The organism is Caulobacter sp. SLTY (assembly GCF_009905535.1).
Taxonomy (GTDB): Bacteria; Pseudomonadota; Alphaproteobacteria; order Caulobacterales; family Caulobacteraceae; genus Caulobacter.
On record NZ_JAAALA010000049.1, the window covers coordinates 1 to 16424 of the forward strand.

Below are 16424 nucleotides of genomic sequence, written 5' to 3' on the forward strand. Positions count from 1 at the left end.
TCTCCCCGCCAACCGACGCACCCACGCCTCGGACCCACACCTTCGCGGGAGACCACGCCATGGCCGACTTCGGCGCGACCGAGATCGAAACCTTCCGGGCGGAGACCCGGGCCTGGCTGGAGGCGAACTATCCGCCGTCGCTGCATGGGCCGATGGCCTCGGAGAACGACACGCCCTGGGGCGGGCGGAAGGCCAGCTATTCCAATCCCGACATCCAGCTGTGGATGGACCGGATGGGGGAGAAGGGCTGGACGGCGCCGATGTGGCCGAAGGCCTATGGCGGCGGGGGGCTGAGCAAGGAAGAGAACCGGGTTCTCGAGCAGGAGCTGCGGCGGATCAAGGCGCGGCCGGCGCTGGCCAGCTTTGGGGTCTGGATGCTGGGGCCCGTGCTGCTGGAGTATGCCACCGAGGAACAGAAGCAGCGGTTCCTGCCCGACATCGTCAAGGGCAAGACCCGCTGGTGCCAGGGCTATTCGGAGCCGGGGGCGGGGTCGGACCTGGCGGGGCTGCAGACGCGGTGCGAGGACCGGGGCGACCACTACCTGATCAACGGGCAGAAGGTGTGGACGTCCTATGCCGACCAGGCGGACTGGATCTTCTGCCTGGTGCGCACCGACACCTCCAAGAAGCATGAGGGGATCAGCTTCGTGCTGTTCGACATGACCTCGCCGGGGGTGGAGACGCGGCCGATCAAGCTGATCAGCGGCAGCTCGCCGTTCTGCGAGACGTTTTTCACCGATGTGAAGGTTCCCAAGGAACAGCTGGTCGGGCGGCTGAACGGCGGGTGGGAGATCGCCAAGCGCCTGTTGCAGTATGAGCGGCAGAACATTTCGGCCGGCGGGTTCGGCGGGGCGGCGGGGCTGGACGTGGTCGATGCGGCCAAACAGTACGTCGGGGTGGACGAGAAGGGGCGGATCGAGGACGCCGACCTGCGCGGGCGGATCGCCAGCCACAAGATGGACCAGGCGGCCTTCGCCCTGACCATCCGACGGGCCGAGGCCGAGAGCAAGCAGGGCGCAGGGCCGAGCGCGGCGACCTCGATCATCAAGTATGCGGCGGCGAAGCTGAACCAGGAGCGGACCGAACTGCTGGTAGAGGCGCTGGGGCTGCAGGGGCTGGGCTGGGAGGGCGAGGGCTTTTCCGGTGAGGAGCTGGGGGCGATCCGCTCGATGCTGCGGGCCAAGGCCAACAGCATCGAGGGCGGGACGAGCGAGGTGAACCTGAACGTCGTGGCCAAGCGGGTGCTTGGGCTGTTGGATCACCAGTAGGTGCTTGAGTTCTGGTACGAGTTCGCCTCGACCTACAGCTATCCGGCCGCGATGCGGATCGAGGGGCTGGCGGAGGAGGCCGGGGTGGCGGTGGCCTGGCGGCCGTTCCTGCTGGGGCCGCTGCTCTATGAGCACCAGGGGATGAAGGACAGCCCGTTCAACGTGGTGCCGGTCAAGGGCGAGTACATGTGGCGGGACATGGAGCGGGTGTGCGCGGCCGAGGGGCTGCCGCTCAACCATCCGAGCCAGTTTCCGAGGAATACCCTGCTGGCGGCGCGGGTGGCGATCGTCGGGCTGGAGGACGGCTGGACGCCGGCGTTCAGCCGGGCGGTCTATCAGGCCAACTTCGTGGCCGACGCGGATATCAGCGATCCGGCGGTGCTGGAGCCGCTGATCGCCGAGGTCGGCGCGGCGCCAGGCGCAGTGCTGGACGCCGCCGCCGGCGAGGCAGCCAAGGCGCGGCTGAAGGAGCATACCGAGATGGCGCGGGGACGCGGCCTGTTCGGGGCGCCCAGTTTCATTACTCCGGACGGCGAGCTGTTCTGGGGCAACGACCGACTAGAGACCGCCCTGCGCTGGGCGCGTGACCACGCATCGATGGAGACCGCCTGATGGCCGTGCTTACCGAAGAACAGACGATGATCCGCGACGCGGCCAAGGGCTGGGCGCAGGAGGCCTCGCCGACCACCAAGCTGCGGGCGTTGCGCGACGGCGGGTCCAAGGCGCCGTTCGACGCCGGGGTCTGGGGCGAGATGGCGGAGATGGGCTGGGCCGGGGTGCTGATCGACGAGGCGCATGGCGGCTCGGGGTTCGGGTATCTCAGCCTGGGCCTGATCCTGGAGGAGACGGGCCGGACGTTGACGGCCTCCCCTCTCCTTTCAACCGCCCTTGTCGGAGCCAGCGCGATCTCGATGTTCGGCAGCGAGGCCCAGAAGGCGGAATGGCTGCCGAAGATCGCGGCGGGCGAGGTGGTCACCGCCCTGGCCGTCGACGAGGGTCCGCACCATGCGCCGGAGAAGATCGCCCTGGCGGCCTCGGGCGGTAAGCTGACGGGCAAGAAGACCTTCGTGGTTGATGGCGATGCGGCGGGGCTGTTCATCGTTGCGGCTCGGACGGGCGGCAAGCCCGGCGAAACGGACGGGATCTCGCTCTACCTCGTGCCGGCGGACGCTGCCGGCGTGTCAGTGAAGCACCTGGCGCTGGCCGACAGCCGGGGGGCGGCGGAGGTGTCGTTCGACGGCGCGGCCGGCGAACTGCTGGGCGAAGAGGGCAAGGGTTGGGGCCCGCTTGAGGCCATCCTCGACCGGGCGCGGATCGGCCTGTCGGCGGAGATGTTGGGCCAGTCGCTGCAGGCCTTCGAAATCACCCTCGACTACCTGAAGACCCGCACCCAGTTTGGCCAGGTGATCGGGACGTTCCAGGCGCTGCAGCACCGGGCGGCCAAGATGTTCACCGACCTGGAGATGGCCCGCAGCTGCATCGAGGCGGCGCTGGAGGGGCTGGACGCCGGTGGCGAGGACCATCGCGCGGCCGCCAGCCTGGCCAAATGCAAGGCCAGCGAGCTGGTCCACCTGGTCAGCAACGAGATGGTGCAGATGCACGGCGGCATCGGCATGACCGACGTCCACGACGCCGGCCTCTACTTGAAGCGGGCCCGGGTGGCCGAGCAACTGTTCGGCGGCGCGGGGTATCACAAGGACCGGTACGCCAAGGTCCTGGGCTTCTAGTCCGGGCGGATTGATCGATCGTTGGGCGCGGGGATAGGCTCTCTTGGTAATCGACCCGGGGGAGCGCCCATGCGCAGGATTTTCGCCGTCTTGGCCGTCACCCTGGCGCTGGGCGCCTGCGCCACGACGGGGGGTCGCGCCAACGATGCGCCAGCGCAGATCATCAAGGCTGAGACCGACTTCGCCCGCCGCGCCGGCGAGATCGGCATCACGCCGGCGTTCCGCGAGGTCGCCGCGCCGGGGGTGATCATGTTCCTGCCCGGCCCGATGGTGGCCAACGACTATCTGGCGGGCGCGAATTGGCCCGGAACGCTGTTGTGGCGGCCTGAGGCGGTGGTGGTGTCGGCGGCCGGCGACCTGGCGGTGTCTATGGGTCCGTCGGAATGGACCATCAACGGCGAGGTCGATCCCGGCTACTTCCTGACCATCTGGGGCCGGCAGCCGGACGGTTCGTGGAAGTTCCTGCTCGACCGGGGTACGCCGGGAACGCCCAACTTCTACAAGGCGCCGGCGAGGACGCCGGAGACCCACCTGCTGGCCCGCGCGCCGGCCTCCGAAACGGCGACGCCCGAGAGCCTGGAAGCGGGCCTGCGGTCGGCGGTGATGCGCGAGGGGCCGGTGGCGATCAGCGGGCGGATGGCGTCCTTCGGCCGGGTGATCCGCCCCGGCGTCGGACCGGTGACGGAAAATGGCGGTTGGGTGGCCCTGCTGATCAAGGACCCGCAGCCGGAGAGTTGGACGGTCCTGGGCGGTGGCAAGGCGGTCAGCGGCGACCTGATCTGGACCTACGGCGAGACCCGCTGGACCGCGAACGGCAAGGCCCGAACGGGCCACTGGGTGCGGGCCTGGGTGCGCACCGGCGGCGAGTGGCGCATCTTCATGGACCACCAGGCGGCCCTGCCCGAGGCTTGAAGACCGACGATTTTTGGGGAACGGCTCCGGAATGAGCGGGTTTTCGTGCGACCACTTCGCAAGGAGCCGCTCATGTCCACCGACACCCAAGATCCCGCCGCCGTCGAAAGCCGCCTCTGGAAAGAGATCGACAAGGCCCGGACCGGGATGGTCGGGATCGTCGATGGCGAGCCGCAACACTTCCAGCCGATGACCGCCTTCACGGTCGCCGAGGACGGCGAGATCTGGTTCTTCACCCGCGCCGAGACCGACCTTGCGCGGGACGCCAGCCATGGCGCGCGCCAGGCGATGTTCGTGGTCCAGGCCAAGGACGGCGACTTCCAGGCCTGTGTCGGCGGCGAGCTGACCGTAGAGATGGACCGCGAGAAGATCCAGCGCTGGTGGAATCCGATCGTCGCCGCCTGGTACCCGCAAGGGCAGGACGACCCGGACCTGCGGCTGTTGCGCCTGAAGTGTCACGACGCGCGCGTGTGGATCAGCGACGGCGGCCCCCTGAAGTTTGCCTGGGAAGTCGCCAAGGCCAACGCCACCCACACCCTTCCGGATGTGGGTGGCCGTGCTGACGTGACGCTGAACTAGCTCTTCGGCTTGAACGGCCGGGGCACGCGCTGGCCGCCCTGGCGATCCAACATCCAGCCGGGATATTCCGGCGGCAGGGCGGAGACCTCGTCCAGCGTCGCCAACTCCTCGGGCGTCAGGTCGATCTCGGCGGCAGCCAGGTTGTCGTCGAGCTGTTCGACGGTCCTGGCCCCTATGATCACCGTGGTGACGAATGGGCGGCTGAGCACGTAGGCCAGGGCGATGCGGGCGACCGAGACGCCGCGCGCCTCGGCTATGACCCGCATCGCGTCGACACAGGCCCAGGCTCGGTCGCGGTTCACCGGCGGGAAGTCAAAGGTGGCGCGGCGGGCGCCCTCCGGCCCCTCCCCTTCCGGACCAAACTTGCCCGACAGCAGGCCGCCGGCCAGCGGCGACCAGACCATCAGACCCATCTGCTGATCCTCGAGCATCGGCACGATGTCGCGCTCCAGGTCACGGCCGGCGATGGAATAGTAGGACTGCACCGTCTCGAACCGGGCGTAGCCCAGCCGCTCGCTGATGCCGTGAGCCTTCATCATCTTCCAGGCGGCCCAGTTGGAGCAGCCGATGTAGCGGACCAGTCCCTGGCTCACCAGGTCGTCGAGAGCCCGCAGGGTCTCCTCAACCGGGGTGATCGGATCGTTAGCGTGGATCTGGAACAGGTCGATGTGGTCCAGCCCCATCCGCTCCAGGCTGGCCTTGACCCCATCCATGATGTGGCCGCGCGAGGCGCCGCGATCGTTCGGCCCCCGGCCCATCTCGCCATAGACCTTGGTCGCGATCACAACATCGCTGCGTTTCACGCCCAGATTCCGCAGCGATTGCCCGACCAGCCGCTCCGACTGGCCGGCCGAGTAGACGTCGGCGGTGTCGATGAAGTTGACGCCGGCGGCCAGGGCCCGCTCGATCATGGCGTCGGTCCCGGCCTGATCGACAGCGCCGATCGCGCCCCACATGCCGGTGCTTTGTTCGGCGAAGGTCATGGCGCCAAGGCAGATCTCGGAAACATAAAGGCCAGTGCGGCCCAGGCGACGGTATTTCATGAACAGATTCCTCTTTCTTCCAGCGGTGGCGAGATTAGCCTAGGAGTCGTTTTGTCGGGTTTCCGACACTAATCTGAACTGTGGAATGGCCAGCAACCCGGCCGCAAAACTTAATTCAACGAATCCAGATGCAGATACCCGGCTGAACTATGTCGGCCAACTGACAGTGCTTTGTTCAGCGGATCGATAGTTTGCAACCGCGTTGGTCAACCGGCGTTCCGATTCGTCATGATGAGCCTATCCCGCGTGAAAAACCGACTCCTCGCCAGCTTGCCGCCGGAAGACTACGCCCTGTTGTCGGCGCAGCTTTCGCCCGTGGAGTTGGAGAAGGGCCGGCTGCTCTACGAGCCCGGCGACGACATCGAAACCGTATACTTTCCACATGACTGCGTCATCTCCCTGATGACCCTGATGGACAGCGGCGCGGCCATCGAGTCGGTCACCATCGGCCGCGAGGGCGCCTTCGGGCTGATGACCGCCCAGGCGCCGCGCAAGGCGCTGTCGCGGGCGATCATTCAGGTCGCCGGCCGCGCCTCGCGGATCTCCGCCACCGCCTTCAGCCAGACCTGCCGCCGCAGCCCCCACCTGATGAATCTGGTCGACCGGCACAACGATGCCCTGTTCGGCCACGCCATCCAGTCTGTGGCCTGCAACGCCCTGCACGCGGTGGAGGCGCGGTTCTGCCGCTGGCTGCTGTCCTGCCGCGACCGGATCGACACCGACACCGTCAGCCTGACCCAGGAGTTCCTGGCGGACATGCTGGGCGTGCAGCGCACCACGGTCACCGCCGTGGCCGGCTCGCTGCAGACCAAGGGCCTAATCCGCTATCGCCGCGGCGTGGTCGACATTCTCGACCGCGCCGGCCTCGAAGCCACCGCCTGTGAGTGCTACGGCACAGTGCGCGATCTCTACGATCGCCTGCTGCCCGACAGCTTCGACTAGCGATCCGCCCAGCTGCACAGCAGCCGCTGCAGTTCGCCCAGCGCGTCGTCAACGTTCAGCCCCGGCTCCCCCCGAGCCAGCGCCAGCATAAGCTCGTTCAGCGCGCCCATCACCATGACCGCCATCGGTCGCACGGCCGCTTCTCCCGCCCCGGGGGCCAGGTTGCGGAGCGCCTGGCGCAGGGTGGGCAGGCCCAGGCCATGGTCGATCTCGATCCAGGCCGCCTCGCCAAGCACCACCGGCCCCTCGATCATCACGATGCGGGCGAAGTCGCGCCTTCCGCCGAACTCCAGGGCCGCACGACAGCCGGCCATGAACATGGCCATCGGCTCGCCCGCCGGATTGGAGGAGGCCGCCCGGCAATGGGCGTCCAGACCCTTTTCGAGGGCCACCAGAACGGCGGTGAAAAGCGCGCGCTTGTCCGGATAGGCTACCGCCAGATCAGCCTCGCTCACGCCTGCGGCGGCGGCCAGTTCGGTGAAGGTCGTCGCTTCATATCCCCGCGCACCGAACATCATCCTGGCGGCGGCCAGCACGGCGTCGTCAGCGGCCGTGGCGGCGGGCAAGTCGAGTGGCATGACCCGTCTTAACCCGCATCCCGCCTTGCGCAAGCGGGCTGTTGGACCAGGCGGCAATCGGGTCTATAGCCACCCCACCTCGCGCGGCGCGGACGGGCCTGTGTCCCCCCGCTTCAGCGCGCCAACCCCGGGCCCACGCCCCTTTGGGAGACTCCCCACCCATGGCCAAGATCAAGGTCGCCAATCCCGTCGTCGACATGGACGGCGATGAAATGACCCGCATCATCTGGAAGCTCATCAAGGACAAGCTGATCTTCCCCTACCTCGACCTCGAGCTGGATTACTACGACCTGTCCGTCGAGCACCGCGACGAGACCAACGACCAGGTGACCATCGACGCCGCCAACGCCACCAAGCGTCACGGCGTGGCCGTCAAGTGCGCCACCATCACCCCGGACGAGCAGCGGGTCGAGGAATTCGGCCTGAAGAAGATGTGGAAGAGCCCCAACGGCACCATCCGCAACATCCTGGGCGGCGTCATCTTCCGCGAGCCGATCATCTGCCAGAACGTGCCGCGCCTGGTGCCCGGCTGGACCCAACCGATCATCGTCGGCCGCCATGCCTTCGGCGACCAGTACCGCGCCACCGACTTCCTGTTCCCCGGCAAGGGCAAGCTCAGCATCAAGTTCGTCGGGGACGACGGTCAGGTGATCGAGCATGAGGTGTTCGACGCGCCGAGCAGCGGCGTCGCCATGGCGATGTACAACCTCGACGACTCGATCCGCGACTTCGCCCGCGCCAGCTTCGCCTACGGCCTGGCCCGCAAGTATCCGGTCTACCTGTCGACGAAGAACACGATCCTGAAGGCCTACGACGGGCGCTTCAAAGACATCTTCCAGGAGATCTTCGACGCCGAGTTCAAGGCGCAGTTCGACGAATTCGGCGGGACCTACGAGCACCGCCTGATCGACGACATGGTGGCCAGCGCCCTGAAGTGGTCGGGCGGCTATGTCTGGGCCTGCAAGAACTACGACGGGGACGTGCAGTCGGACATCGTCGCCCAGGGCTTCGGCTCGCTGGGCCTGATGACCTCGGTGCTGATGACCCCGGATGGCCAGACGGTGGAAGCCGAAGCCGCCCACGGCACCGTTACCCGCCACTACCGCCAGCACCAGAAGGGCCAGTCGACCTCGACCAACTCGATCGCCTCGATCTTCGCCTGGACCCGTGGCCTCGCCCACCGCGCCAAGCTGGACGACAACGCCGACCTGGCCGCCTTCGCCGCCACCCTGGAAAAGGTCTGCATCGACACCGTCGAGAGCGGCTTCATGACCAAGGACCTGGCCCTGCTGGTCGGCGACACCCAGAGCTGGCTGACCACCGAGGGCTTCCTCGACAAGGTCGACGAGAACCTGAAGATCGCCATGGCCAAGGCCTGATCCACAGGCTTTCGCGGATCTTGAAGGGGGGCGGAAGGGACACCTTCCGCCCCTTTTTCCTGGCCGATGGCAGGCTCGTCGGCCGTTCTCATCGCTTGACAATGGCCGAGCAAGATCGGCGATCTATGTTCGGCGGCCGACAGAGTGCGGCGTTGTTCGCGTCAGTGAATTGAGTGAGGCTCAGGTGGATCGCGCGACCCGGTTTCTGGACGATGAAACCCTGGCCGGCCGATCGCTGGAACCCTGGCTCCACGATCACGACGCCCTGATCGCAGCCATCCAGTCGGGATCGCGATCGTTTGCCGACCACCTCGAACCGAGTGGTTCCGCCTTCGCCCTGCTGCGCGCCGACCGGCTGGGGGTGATGGTGACCGATCGCCGGGGCGAGCCGCTGTTCGCCAACGCCGCCTGGCGCGAGGCCTTCGACCGGCCCGATCCGGACATCCTGGCGGAGGTTCTGGCCACGGAGGGCCGCCGTACGGTGCGGGTAGGCGCGCCGGGCGACGATGCGCCGCGCTCCACCTTGGTCTATGCCGCTGCTCCCTTAGCTCGCGACTGGAGCCTGCCTGACGAGGCGGTGGCCGCCTTGCGCCGCCCAGAGGCCGCGGCGGCGGTGGTCGGGGTCGGGGTGCTGTCCACCGCTCAGGTGCTGAGCGGCGCCTGCGCGGCGTTCGGCCTGACCGACCTGCAGACCCGGGTGGCCGTCGGTCTGGTCCGCACCGGCGACGTGCGCAGGGCGGCGTCTGAGGCCGGCGTCACCTATCAGACCGCCCGCAAGGTGGTGGCGGAGGCCATGCGACGGGTGGGGGTCAGCCGGGTGGCCGGGCTGATCGAGCGGCTGGTGCGGCTATCTTTCGGGGTCTGGCCGCAGGGCGAGGCCGGGGCGGCGGAACTGACCGACGTCTGGGGCCTGAGCGCCAGGCAGGCCAGCCTGGCCCTGCGCATCGCCGAAGGGTTCAGCCGGGCCGAGGCCGCCGCCGCCGCGGGCCTGTCCGAGGCGACTGCCAAGAAGGAGCTGGAGCTCGTCTTCGAGGCGCTGGACGTGCGGTCGGCGGCCGGGCTGGCGCGAGCGGTGACCGAGGCGCGGGCCCTGGCCCTGATCACCGACGCCACCGGCGATGCGGCGCTGTTCGAGGGAGACGTTCTGGAGCCCCTGGCCCTGTTCCATCGCCCCGACGGCAGGCAGGTCGCCTACAGCGACTATGGGCCAAGATCCGGCCGGCCGGTCCTGGTCCTGCACAGCAGCAGCGCGTCGCGGTCGGTCCCGTCCCGGCTGGTGGCGGCGCTGCAGGCGCGCGGGTTCCGGCCAGTCAGCCTTGATCGACCGGGGTTCGGCCTGACCGATCCGCTGGCCGATCGTCCGCGCGATCCATTCGAGGGCGCGCTCGACGACATGAGACTTTTGCTGGATCGGCTCGGCCTGGCGCGGATCGACGTCGTCGCCCGGGGCGGCGCCCAGGTGGCGGTCGCGCTGGCCCGCGCCTCGCCGCAGCGGCTGGGACGGGTGGTGCTGGTCAATCCCGATCCGGCCAGCGCCGATCACGGCCGCCGGAGGGGCCCGGTCGGCGCCTTCCAGGAGGCCTATCTGCGTCATCCCGACCTGATCGAGGGGCTGGTTCGCCTGCTGATCACCCACCTGTCCCCTGCCCGCTCGCGGCGGATGATGCTCAAGGCGCTGGAGGCCAGTCCGCTCGACCTGGCCACCATCACCGATGCTCGCAACATGGCCGACTATCAGCGGGGCTTTCGCCTGTTCTCCACCGGCCGCATCGGCGGCTATGTGGCCGAGCAGCAAGCGGTCGCCGCCTGGTCCACGCAGCCGTTGGCGGGCGCGGCGCACTGGCGGGTGCTGCTGGGGCGGCACGATTTCCTGCATGACCCGGAGCGCACCTTCACCGTCTGGCGCGCCATTCTGCCGGATGCTCGCATCGACTGGGTGGAGGATGGCGCCAGGCTGTTGGTCATGAGCCACGCCGATCTGGTCGCCCAGACCCTGGCTGAGGCCCCAGACCCTTTCTGACCCGTTCCCTCCTGTGACGGGAGAGGCCTTGCGGGCCGGCCGGTCGGCGGGTCAGATGCCCGGATGGGAAAGAACCTGTTCAAGATCGTACTGCTGGCGCTGGCCATCTTCGCCATCGCCTTCGTGCTCGCCCCGTTCAACGCCTACCGCGCCCTGCGCGCCGCGACCCAGGCGGAGGACGTGGCGGCGGTCAGCCACCTCGTCGACTTCCCGGCCGTGCGCAAGAGCCTGGTCGCACAGCTCGACCCGGACGAGGCCCGCACCGCCGAGCCGCCGACCATCTGGCAAGATCCGGTCGGCGCCCTCAAGCGCGCCTGGAAGGACGCCGTCCCCGCTCAGCCCAAGGCCGACCGTTACATGACCGTGGCCGGCATCGGCGACGTCATCCGCGGCTATCCCCCCGGCGCCGCTCCGCCGGAACCCAAGCCCGACGGCTCGATCACCAGCACGGCGGGCGCGCTGGTGCGCGGCCCCTGGCCCGGCGTCGCCTATTTCGGGATCGAGCGGACGCGACTGGCGGTGAAACGGCCCGAACAGCCGGAGAAGATCACCGTGCTGACGTTTGAGCGGCGCAGCCTGTTCACCTGGAAGCTTGTCCACATCCAACTGCCGCCGGACGAACGTTAGTTCTTGCTTTGTTCCTTCGCAGGCGTAGTCTGAAGCCTCATTCGATGGGAGGTTTCAGATGATCGGTTACGTCACAATCGGCGCGCTCGACAGTGAGCAATCGGGCCGGTTCTACGACGCGGTGTTCGACGCGCTCGGCCATGACCGGCGCATGGAGGGCGGCGGCTGGATCGCCTACGGCCCCAAGGGCGGCGCCCAAGGCTTCGCCGAAGCCCACACCGCCATCTGCCCCCCGTTCGACGGGCAACCGGCCCGGGCGGGCAATGGGATCATGGTGGCGTACAAGGCGGACACGCCGGCGGCGGTGGACGCGGCGTATGCGGCTGGGATGGCGGCCGGCGGGAGCGACGAGGGTGGGCCAGGGCATCGGCCGCCGGGGACGCCGGGGTTCTATGCGGCGTACCTGCGGGACCCGACGGGGAACAAGGTGGCGGTGTTCGCGGCGGGGTAAGGCTGTGGAGGCTCGGCGGGCGAAGGTCATTCGAGCTCAGATCCTGCGGTCGAACACCAGCTTGCCTGAGGGATTGCTCTGGCAGCACCTGAGGGGGCGGCAGCTGGAGGGGCTGAAGTTCCGGCGACAGCATCCGATGGGGCCGTATGTGCTGGACTTCTTCTGTCCGGCCTTGGGGCTGGCCGTGGAGATAGACAGTCAATGGCACTACGGGCCGGGTCGTGAGGAGCACGACGCGATCCGAGATACTTGGCTGAAGCGGCGCGGTGTGACGGTGTTGCGGCTCCCGGCCCAGCTTGTCCTGTCTGACATGAGCTCGACCATCGACACGATCTTGGGGAGCATCGCCGACCGCGCAGGCAAACCCTAAGTTCCGCCCCCTTTGGGGGCGGGGGACCGCGCGCGAATACGCGCGTGGTGGTGGGGGCAGCACGGAATTGTCAGGATGGGGCACGTTCTGGCGCGAACGTTGATGCCGGTGTTCATGGTCAACCCGAAAGGTCGGCGCTGCCCCCTCAGTCCGGCGCGTATTCGCACCGGACAGCTCCCCCAAAGGGGGAGCGACTACCGTTCTTGTCGGCTGGGCTGGTGGTCCTACGCCGCGATCAGAGCCTTCACCGCCGCCACGCCGTCGCCCGCCTTGCTGTCATCCGGCGCACCGCCCTGCGCGAAGTCGGGCTTTCCGCCGGCGCCTTGACCGCCCATGGCGATCACCGCCGCCTTGGCGAGCTCAGCGGCGTTGAAGCGGCCCGTCAGATCCGAGGTGACGGCCACCGCCACCGCGGCTTTGCCGTCGGCGGTCCCGACCAGAGCGACCACACCGCTGCCGACCTGCTTCTTGAACTCCTCGACCAGCCCGCGCAGGTCCTTGCCGCCGACGCCGTCCAGCACGCGGCCGATGAAGGCCACGCCGCCGATGTCTTCAGGCCCGGCCTGGGCCGAGCCGCCGCCGCCGAGCGCCAGGGCCTTCTTGGCGTCCGCCAGGGCCTTCTCGAGGCTCTTGCGCTGGGCCTCAAGGGCCTCGACCCGGGCGGCGACCTCGGCGACCGGGACCTTGAACTTCTCGGCCAGGCCGGTGGCGACGTCCGCCTGGCCTTCCAGCCATTTGCGGGCCGCCTCACCGGTCAGCGCCTCGATGCGGCGGATGCCGGCGGCGATGCCGCCCTCGGAAACCACCTTGAACAGGCCAATGTCGCCGGTGCGCGACACGTGGGTGCCGCCGCAGAGCTCGACCGAATAGTCGCCCTCCCCGCCCAGCGCCCGGCCGAGCGCCAGCACCCGCACCTCATCGCCGTACTTCTCGCCGAACAGGGCCATGGCTCCGGCCTCAATGGCCTCCTGCGGCTTCATCAGCTTGGTCTGGGCCGCCATGTTCTGCAGGACGACCGTGTTCACCTCGTCCTCGATGGCCGCGATCTCGGCCGCGGTCACCGGGCCACCGTGGCTGAAGTCGAAGCGGATGCGTTCGCCGTCCACCATCTGGCCCTTCTGACTGACGTGCGGCCCCAGGACATGGCGCAGGGCGGCGTGCAGCAGGTGGGTGGCTGAGTGGTTGGCGCGGGTGGTCTGGCGGGCGACCGGATCGACATGCAGGGCGGCGCTGTCGCCGACCTTCAGGGTCCCGGCGAGAATCTCGACGTCATGCACATGCAGATCGCCGGCCTGCTTCTGGACGTCCAGCACTCGGCCCGAGCCGCCGGTCCATTCGACCGCGCCCTTGTCGCCGGCCTGGCCACCGCTCTCGGCGTAGAAGGGGGTGCGGTCGAACACCGCCTGGACGGTCTCGCCCGTCCCCGCGCTGTCGGCCGGCTGACCATCGACCATCAGGGCGACGACCTTGCCGGTTCCATCCACGGAGTCGTAGCCGGTGAACTGGCTCGCGCCGACCTGATCGCGGACCCCGAACCAGGCCGCCCCGGCGGCCTTCTGGCCAGAGCCCTTCCAGTTGGCGCGGCTGTTGTCCTGCTGGTCCTTCATCGCCGCGTCGAAGCCGTCCGTATCGACGGTCAGGCCCTTGGCCCGCACCGCGTCCTGGGTCAGGTCGAGCGGGAAGCCGTAGGTGTCATAGAGCTTGAACGCCACCTCGCCGGACAGCACGCCGCCCTCGGCCAGGTTGGCAGTGGCCTCGTCGAGCAGGCCCATGCCGCGACCCAGCGTGCGGCGGAACCGCTCTTCTTCCTGGCGCAGGGTGTCGATGATGGCCGGCTCGGCCCGACGCAGCTCGCCGTAGGCTCCGCCCATCTCGGCAGTCAGGGTCGGGACCAGGCGGTGCATCAACGGCTCTTCGGCGCCCAGCAGGTGCGCATGGCGCATGGCCCGGCGCATGATCCGGCGCAGCACATAGCCCCGGCCCTCGTTCGAAGGCGTGACGCCATCGGCGATCAGGAAGGCGCTGGTCCGCAGGTGGTCGGCGATCACCCGGTGGCTGGGGGCGCGGTCGCCCTCGGCCTTGACGCCGGTCAGGTCGACCGAGGCGGCGATCAGGGTCTTGAACAGGTCAGTATCGTAGTTGTCGTGCACGCCCTGCATGACCGCCGCGATCCGCTCCAGCCCCATACCGGTGTCGATCGAGGGTTTGGGCAGGTTGGTGCGCGTGCCGTCCGCATGTTGTTCGAACTGCATGAAGACCAGGTTCCAGATCTCCACGAACCGGTCGCCGTCCTGCTCGGCGCTGCCCGGCGGGCCGCCCCAGATCTTGTCCCCGTGGTCGTAGAAGATTTCCGAGCAGGGACCGCAGGGACCGGTATCGCCCATGGACCAGAAGTTGTCGCTGGTCGGGATGCGGATGATGCGGTGGTCCGGCAGGCCGGCGATCTTGCCCCACAGGGCCGCGGCCTCGTCGTCTGTGTGGTAGACGGTGACCGTCAGCTTGTCCTTCGGCAGGCCGAAGTCGCGGGTCAGCAGCGTCCAGGCGTGCTCGATCGCCTGCTCCTTGAAGTAGTCGCCGAACGAAAAGTTGCCCAGCATCTCGAAGAAGGTGTGGTGGCGGGCGGTGTAGCCGACGTTGTCCAGGTCGTTGTGCTTGCCGCCGGCGCGGACGCACTTCTGCGAACTGGCCGCGCGCGGGCTGGCCGGCGTCTCGGCGCCGGTGAAGACGTTCTTGAACGGCACCATGCCGGCGTTGACGAACAGCAGCGTCGGATCGTTCTGCGGAACGAGCGGAGCCGACGGCGTCACGGCGTGACCCGTCTTGCCGAAGTAGTCGAGGAAGGTGGCGCGGATGTCGTTCAGGCTCTTCATGCCGCGTATCTAGTGTGCGGCGCGGAAGAACGGAACTCAGATTTACGCTATTGAGGCGGAGGACCGCTCGACTGACGGACCACGAGGGTAGGCAGGCGATCCTCGGGCGGCGGTTCCGCGCCCTCCTTGCCCATCAGCTTCTCGGCCGCCATCTGGCCGATCCGGCGTGTCGGCGTGCGTACCGTGGTCAGCGGCGGCCAGACTCGGCTGGCGATCTGGAAGTCGTCATAGCCGACGATGGACACGTCCCGCGGCACTGACAGGCCCAGTTCGCGGGCGGCATGCAGGGCGCCGGCGGCCATTTCGTCGTTGCCGGCGAAGATCGCTGTGGGGCGATCCGGGCGATCCAGCAGCAACCGCGCGCACTCCAGCCCGGACTCGAAGGTGTAGGCGCCCTCCGCCACCAGAGACGGGTCCAGGGTCAGGCCTCGTTCGGCAAGCCCCTCCTCGAGGCCCGAGCGCCGCTCGGCGCTGGAGCGGAAGGTGGCGACGCCGGAGATGAAGCCCACCCGCCGGTGTCCCAGCTCCGCCAGGTGGCGGGCGGCGGCCAGGCCGCCGAGACGGTCGCGGGTCTCGATCATGTGGCCGGGAGCGTCGAGACCGACCGAGGCGACGCGGATGTAGGCGCAGTCGATCTCCCGCAGCATCTCGGCAATCCGCTCGTCCTCCGAAACCGATGGGGTGAGGACCACCCCGAACAGCTTCTGCCGCTCGATGAAGGCGCGAATGTCGTCGACCAGCGGCGGATGGCCCCGGTCGCAAGGGTGGACCACCAGTTCGAATCCGGACCCGCGCATGGCGTCGAGCAGACCCAGCTGCATGTTCACCACGTACTGCGGGTTGGGGTTGTCGTAGATCAGCCCGATCAGGAAGGAGCGGCGGAAGGCCAGGCCCCGCGCCTGCGGGTCGGGCACATAGCCGGTTTGCTTGATGACCGCCTCGATGCGTTCGCGGGTCTCCTGCTGTACCGAGGGACTGGCGTTGATGACCCGGCTGACGGTTTTCTTCGACACCCCGGCCAGGCGCGCGACGTCGTTGATCGTCGCCCGCTTGCGCGAGAAACCGGTGTCGGGCTCACCCGGTGTGGACGGCTTGCGCGGCGGCATCGAGGATCAGACCAGGTCGCCGTGGGCGGCATCGAGCAGCAGCCAGGCGCGACCGGCGTCGGAACTCAGCAGGCTGGCCACCACCATCCCGCCCCGGTCGCGCTCGGCCGCCTCGTCGAGCATCGCCGTGAAGCGGCGCAGGTAGCGCTCGGTCTGGCCGCGCAGCGAGGCGTCGGAGAACAGCCGGCGGACCAACCGGCGGATGGCGGCGGGGGCCAGGCGGCGGACCACCTCGCGGGCGCCGCCGTAGTCGCGGGTCTGTATGGCCGCGGCGATCTCGTCGATCCGGCCGCGCGGCAACAGGGCGCCAGGGTCGATGCCCATGCCCTCGATCTCGGTCAGAAGCCGTTCGGCCAGGCCCTCGGCGTCGCTGTCATCTCCATCGATGCCCGACAGCAGGTCCTTCCAGCTCCACCGGCCTTCCGGCTCCGGCTCGGCGGGCGCGCGGGCCGAAGCGGTTTCAAAGACGCTGCGGAACTCCTCGTCGGTCGCCGTCGGGGTCAGGCGCAGGCGCGGTCGCAGGCCGGCCTCGCGGGCGGTGGGGGTCTCGCC

Annotated in this window: 15 protein-coding genes and 1 pseudogene; 11 read left to right on the plus strand and 5 right to left on the minus strand. The window is 68.7% G+C overall.

All coding sequences use genetic code 11. The annotated features are described in order from the left end of the window. The first annotated feature begins 59 nt into the window (after window positions 1-59). The 5 genes from GVN21_RS19330 (at window position 60) to GVN21_RS19350 (ending at window position 4486) form a co-directional block, all read left to right on the plus strand. Window positions 60-1268, plus strand: coding sequence for an acyl-CoA dehydrogenase family protein (locus tag GVN21_RS19330; RefSeq protein ID WP_166576376.1), 1209 nt, complete (start codon window positions 60-62; stop codon window positions 1266-1268). Next, window positions 1269-1880, plus strand: coding sequence for a 2-hydroxychromene-2-carboxylate isomerase (locus GVN21_RS19335; protein WP_166576377.1), 612 nt, complete (start codon window positions 1269-1271; stop codon window positions 1878-1880). Beyond that, window positions 1880-2995, plus strand: coding sequence for an acyl-CoA dehydrogenase family protein (locus tag GVN21_RS19340; protein ID WP_166576378.1), 1116 nt, complete (start codon window positions 1880-1882; stop codon window positions 2993-2995). Before GVN21_RS19335 ends, GVN21_RS19340 begins: the two co-directional genes overlap by 1 nt. Window positions 2996-3064: 69 nt before the next feature. Then, on the plus strand, window positions 3065-3907 hold the full coding sequence (locus GVN21_RS19345; RefSeq protein WP_166576379.1) for a hypothetical protein: 843 nt from the start codon (window positions 3065-3067) through the stop codon (window positions 3905-3907). Between the two features lie 72 nt (window positions 3908-3979). After that, window positions 3980-4486, plus strand: coding sequence for a pyridoxamine 5'-phosphate oxidase family protein (locus tag GVN21_RS19350; protein ID WP_166576380.1), 507 nt, complete (start codon window positions 3980-3982; stop codon window positions 4484-4486). Here the strand turns inward: GVN21_RS19350 and GVN21_RS19355 are convergent. After that, the gene (locus tag GVN21_RS19355; protein ID WP_166576381.1) at window positions 4483-5529 is read right to left on the minus strand and encodes an aldo/keto reductase; all 1047 of its coding nucleotides are present in this window, start codon (window positions 5527-5529) and stop codon (window positions 4483-4485) included. The two genes, GVN21_RS19350 and GVN21_RS19355, sit on opposite strands and share 4 nt — an antisense overlap. Before the next feature lie 246 nt (window positions 5530-5775). Here GVN21_RS19355 and GVN21_RS19360 point away from each other — a divergent pair, with 246 nt between their 5' ends. After that, complete coding sequence (locus GVN21_RS19360) at window positions 5776-6471, plus strand: Crp/Fnr family transcriptional regulator (RefSeq protein WP_166576382.1); 696 nt, start codon at window positions 5776-5778, stop codon at window positions 6469-6471. On the opposite strand, the gene GVN21_RS19365 is transcribed toward GVN21_RS19360, so the two are convergent. Then, entirely contained in the window at window positions 6468-7049 is a 582-nt protein-coding gene (locus tag GVN21_RS19365) for a TetR/AcrR family transcriptional regulator (protein ID WP_166576383.1), read from the minus strand. The two genes, GVN21_RS19360 and GVN21_RS19365, sit on opposite strands and share 4 nt — an antisense overlap. A gap of 161 nt (window positions 7050-7210) precedes the next feature. Between GVN21_RS19365 and GVN21_RS19370 the strand changes: the two genes are divergently transcribed. The 5 genes from GVN21_RS19370 to GVN21_RS19390 all read left to right on the plus strand — a co-directional run bounded on the left by GVN21_RS19370 (window position 7211) and on the right by GVN21_RS19390 (window position 11896). After that, window positions 7211-8428, plus strand: coding sequence for an NADP-dependent isocitrate dehydrogenase (locus GVN21_RS19370; protein ID WP_166576384.1), 1218 nt, complete (start codon window positions 7211-7213; stop codon window positions 8426-8428). 184 nt (window positions 8429-8612) lie between these two features. Continuing rightward, window positions 8613-10448 carry an alpha/beta fold hydrolase gene (locus GVN21_RS19375; protein ID WP_166576385.1) on the plus strand — a complete coding sequence of 612 codons (1836 nt, stop codon included), beginning with the start codon at window positions 8613-8615 and terminating at the stop codon, window positions 10446-10448. 63 nt (window positions 10449-10511) lie between these two features. After that, window positions 10512-11075: a DUF2939 domain-containing protein gene (locus tag GVN21_RS19380; protein WP_166576386.1), complete on the plus strand. Its 564-nt coding sequence runs from the start codon at window positions 10512-10514 to the stop codon at window positions 11073-11075. A gap of 58 nt (window positions 11076-11133) precedes the next feature. Then, window positions 11134-11526: a VOC family protein gene (locus tag GVN21_RS19385; protein WP_166576387.1), complete on the plus strand. Its 393-nt coding sequence runs from the start codon at window positions 11134-11136 to the stop codon at window positions 11524-11526. Between the two features lie 61 nt (window positions 11527-11587). Beyond that, a complete protein-coding gene (locus tag GVN21_RS19390) occupies window positions 11588-11896 on the plus strand; it encodes an endonuclease domain-containing protein (protein ID WP_240903034.1) in 309 nt (102 codons plus the stop codon). 224 nt (window positions 11897-12120) lie between these two features. Here the strand turns inward: GVN21_RS19390 and alaS are convergent, their stop codons facing one another. The 3 genes and pseudogenes from alaS to GVN21_RS19405 all read right to left on the minus strand — a co-directional run. Then, window positions 12121-14766, minus strand: coding sequence for an alanine--tRNA ligase (gene alaS / locus GVN21_RS19395; RefSeq protein ID WP_166576389.1), 2646 nt, complete (start codon window positions 14764-14766; stop codon window positions 12121-12123). A gap of 47 nt (window positions 14767-14813) precedes the next feature. After that, window positions 14814-15872 (minus strand): LacI family DNA-binding transcriptional regulator, encoded by a 1059-nt coding sequence (locus tag GVN21_RS19400; RefSeq protein ID WP_166576390.1) that lies wholly within the window; start codon window positions 15870-15872, stop codon window positions 14814-14816. A gap of 6 nt (window positions 15873-15878) precedes the next feature. Further along, window positions 15879-16424: pseudogene (locus tag GVN21_RS19405) on the minus strand (polar localization protein TipN); the annotation flags it as partial.

Excerpts from the sequence above, each read along its gene's own strand:
- GVN21_RS19330 (WP_166576376.1), top strand. The coding sequence starts at position 60 with ATGGCCGACTTCGGCGCGACCGAGATCGAAACCTTCCGGGCGGAGACC.
- GVN21_RS19340 (WP_166576378.1), top strand. The coding sequence starts at position 1,880 with ATGGCCGTGCTTACCGAAGAACAGACGATGATCCGCGACGCGGCCAAG.
- GVN21_RS19345 (WP_166576379.1), top strand. The coding sequence starts at position 3,065 with ATGCGCAGGATTTTCGCCGTCTTGGCCGTCACCCTGGCGCTGGGCGCC.
- GVN21_RS19350 (WP_166576380.1), top strand. The coding sequence starts at position 3,980 with ATGTCCACCGACACCCAAGATCCCGCCGCCGTCGAAAGCCGCCTCTGG.
- GVN21_RS19355 (WP_166576381.1), bottom strand. The coding sequence starts at position 5,529 with ATGAAATACCGTCGCCTGGGCCGCACTGGCCTTTATGTTTCCGAGATC.
- GVN21_RS19365 (WP_166576383.1), bottom strand. The coding sequence starts at position 7,049 with ATGCCACTCGACTTGCCCGCCGCCACGGCCGCTGACGACGCCGTGCTG.
- GVN21_RS19370 (WP_166576384.1), top strand. The coding sequence starts at position 7,211 with ATGGCCAAGATCAAGGTCGCCAATCCCGTCGTCGACATGGACGGCGAT.
- GVN21_RS19380 (WP_166576386.1), top strand. The coding sequence starts at position 10,512 with ATGGGAAAGAACCTGTTCAAGATCGTACTGCTGGCGCTGGCCATCTTC.
- GVN21_RS19385 (WP_166576387.1), top strand. The coding sequence starts at position 11,134 with ATGATCGGTTACGTCACAATCGGCGCGCTCGACAGTGAGCAATCGGGC.
- alaS (WP_166576389.1), bottom strand. The coding sequence starts at position 14,766 with ATGAAGAGCCTGAACGACATCCGCGCCACCTTCCTCGACTACTTCGGC.
- GVN21_RS19400 (WP_166576390.1), bottom strand. The coding sequence starts at position 15,872 with ATGCCGCCGCGCAAGCCGTCCACACCGGGTGAGCCCGACACCGGTTTC.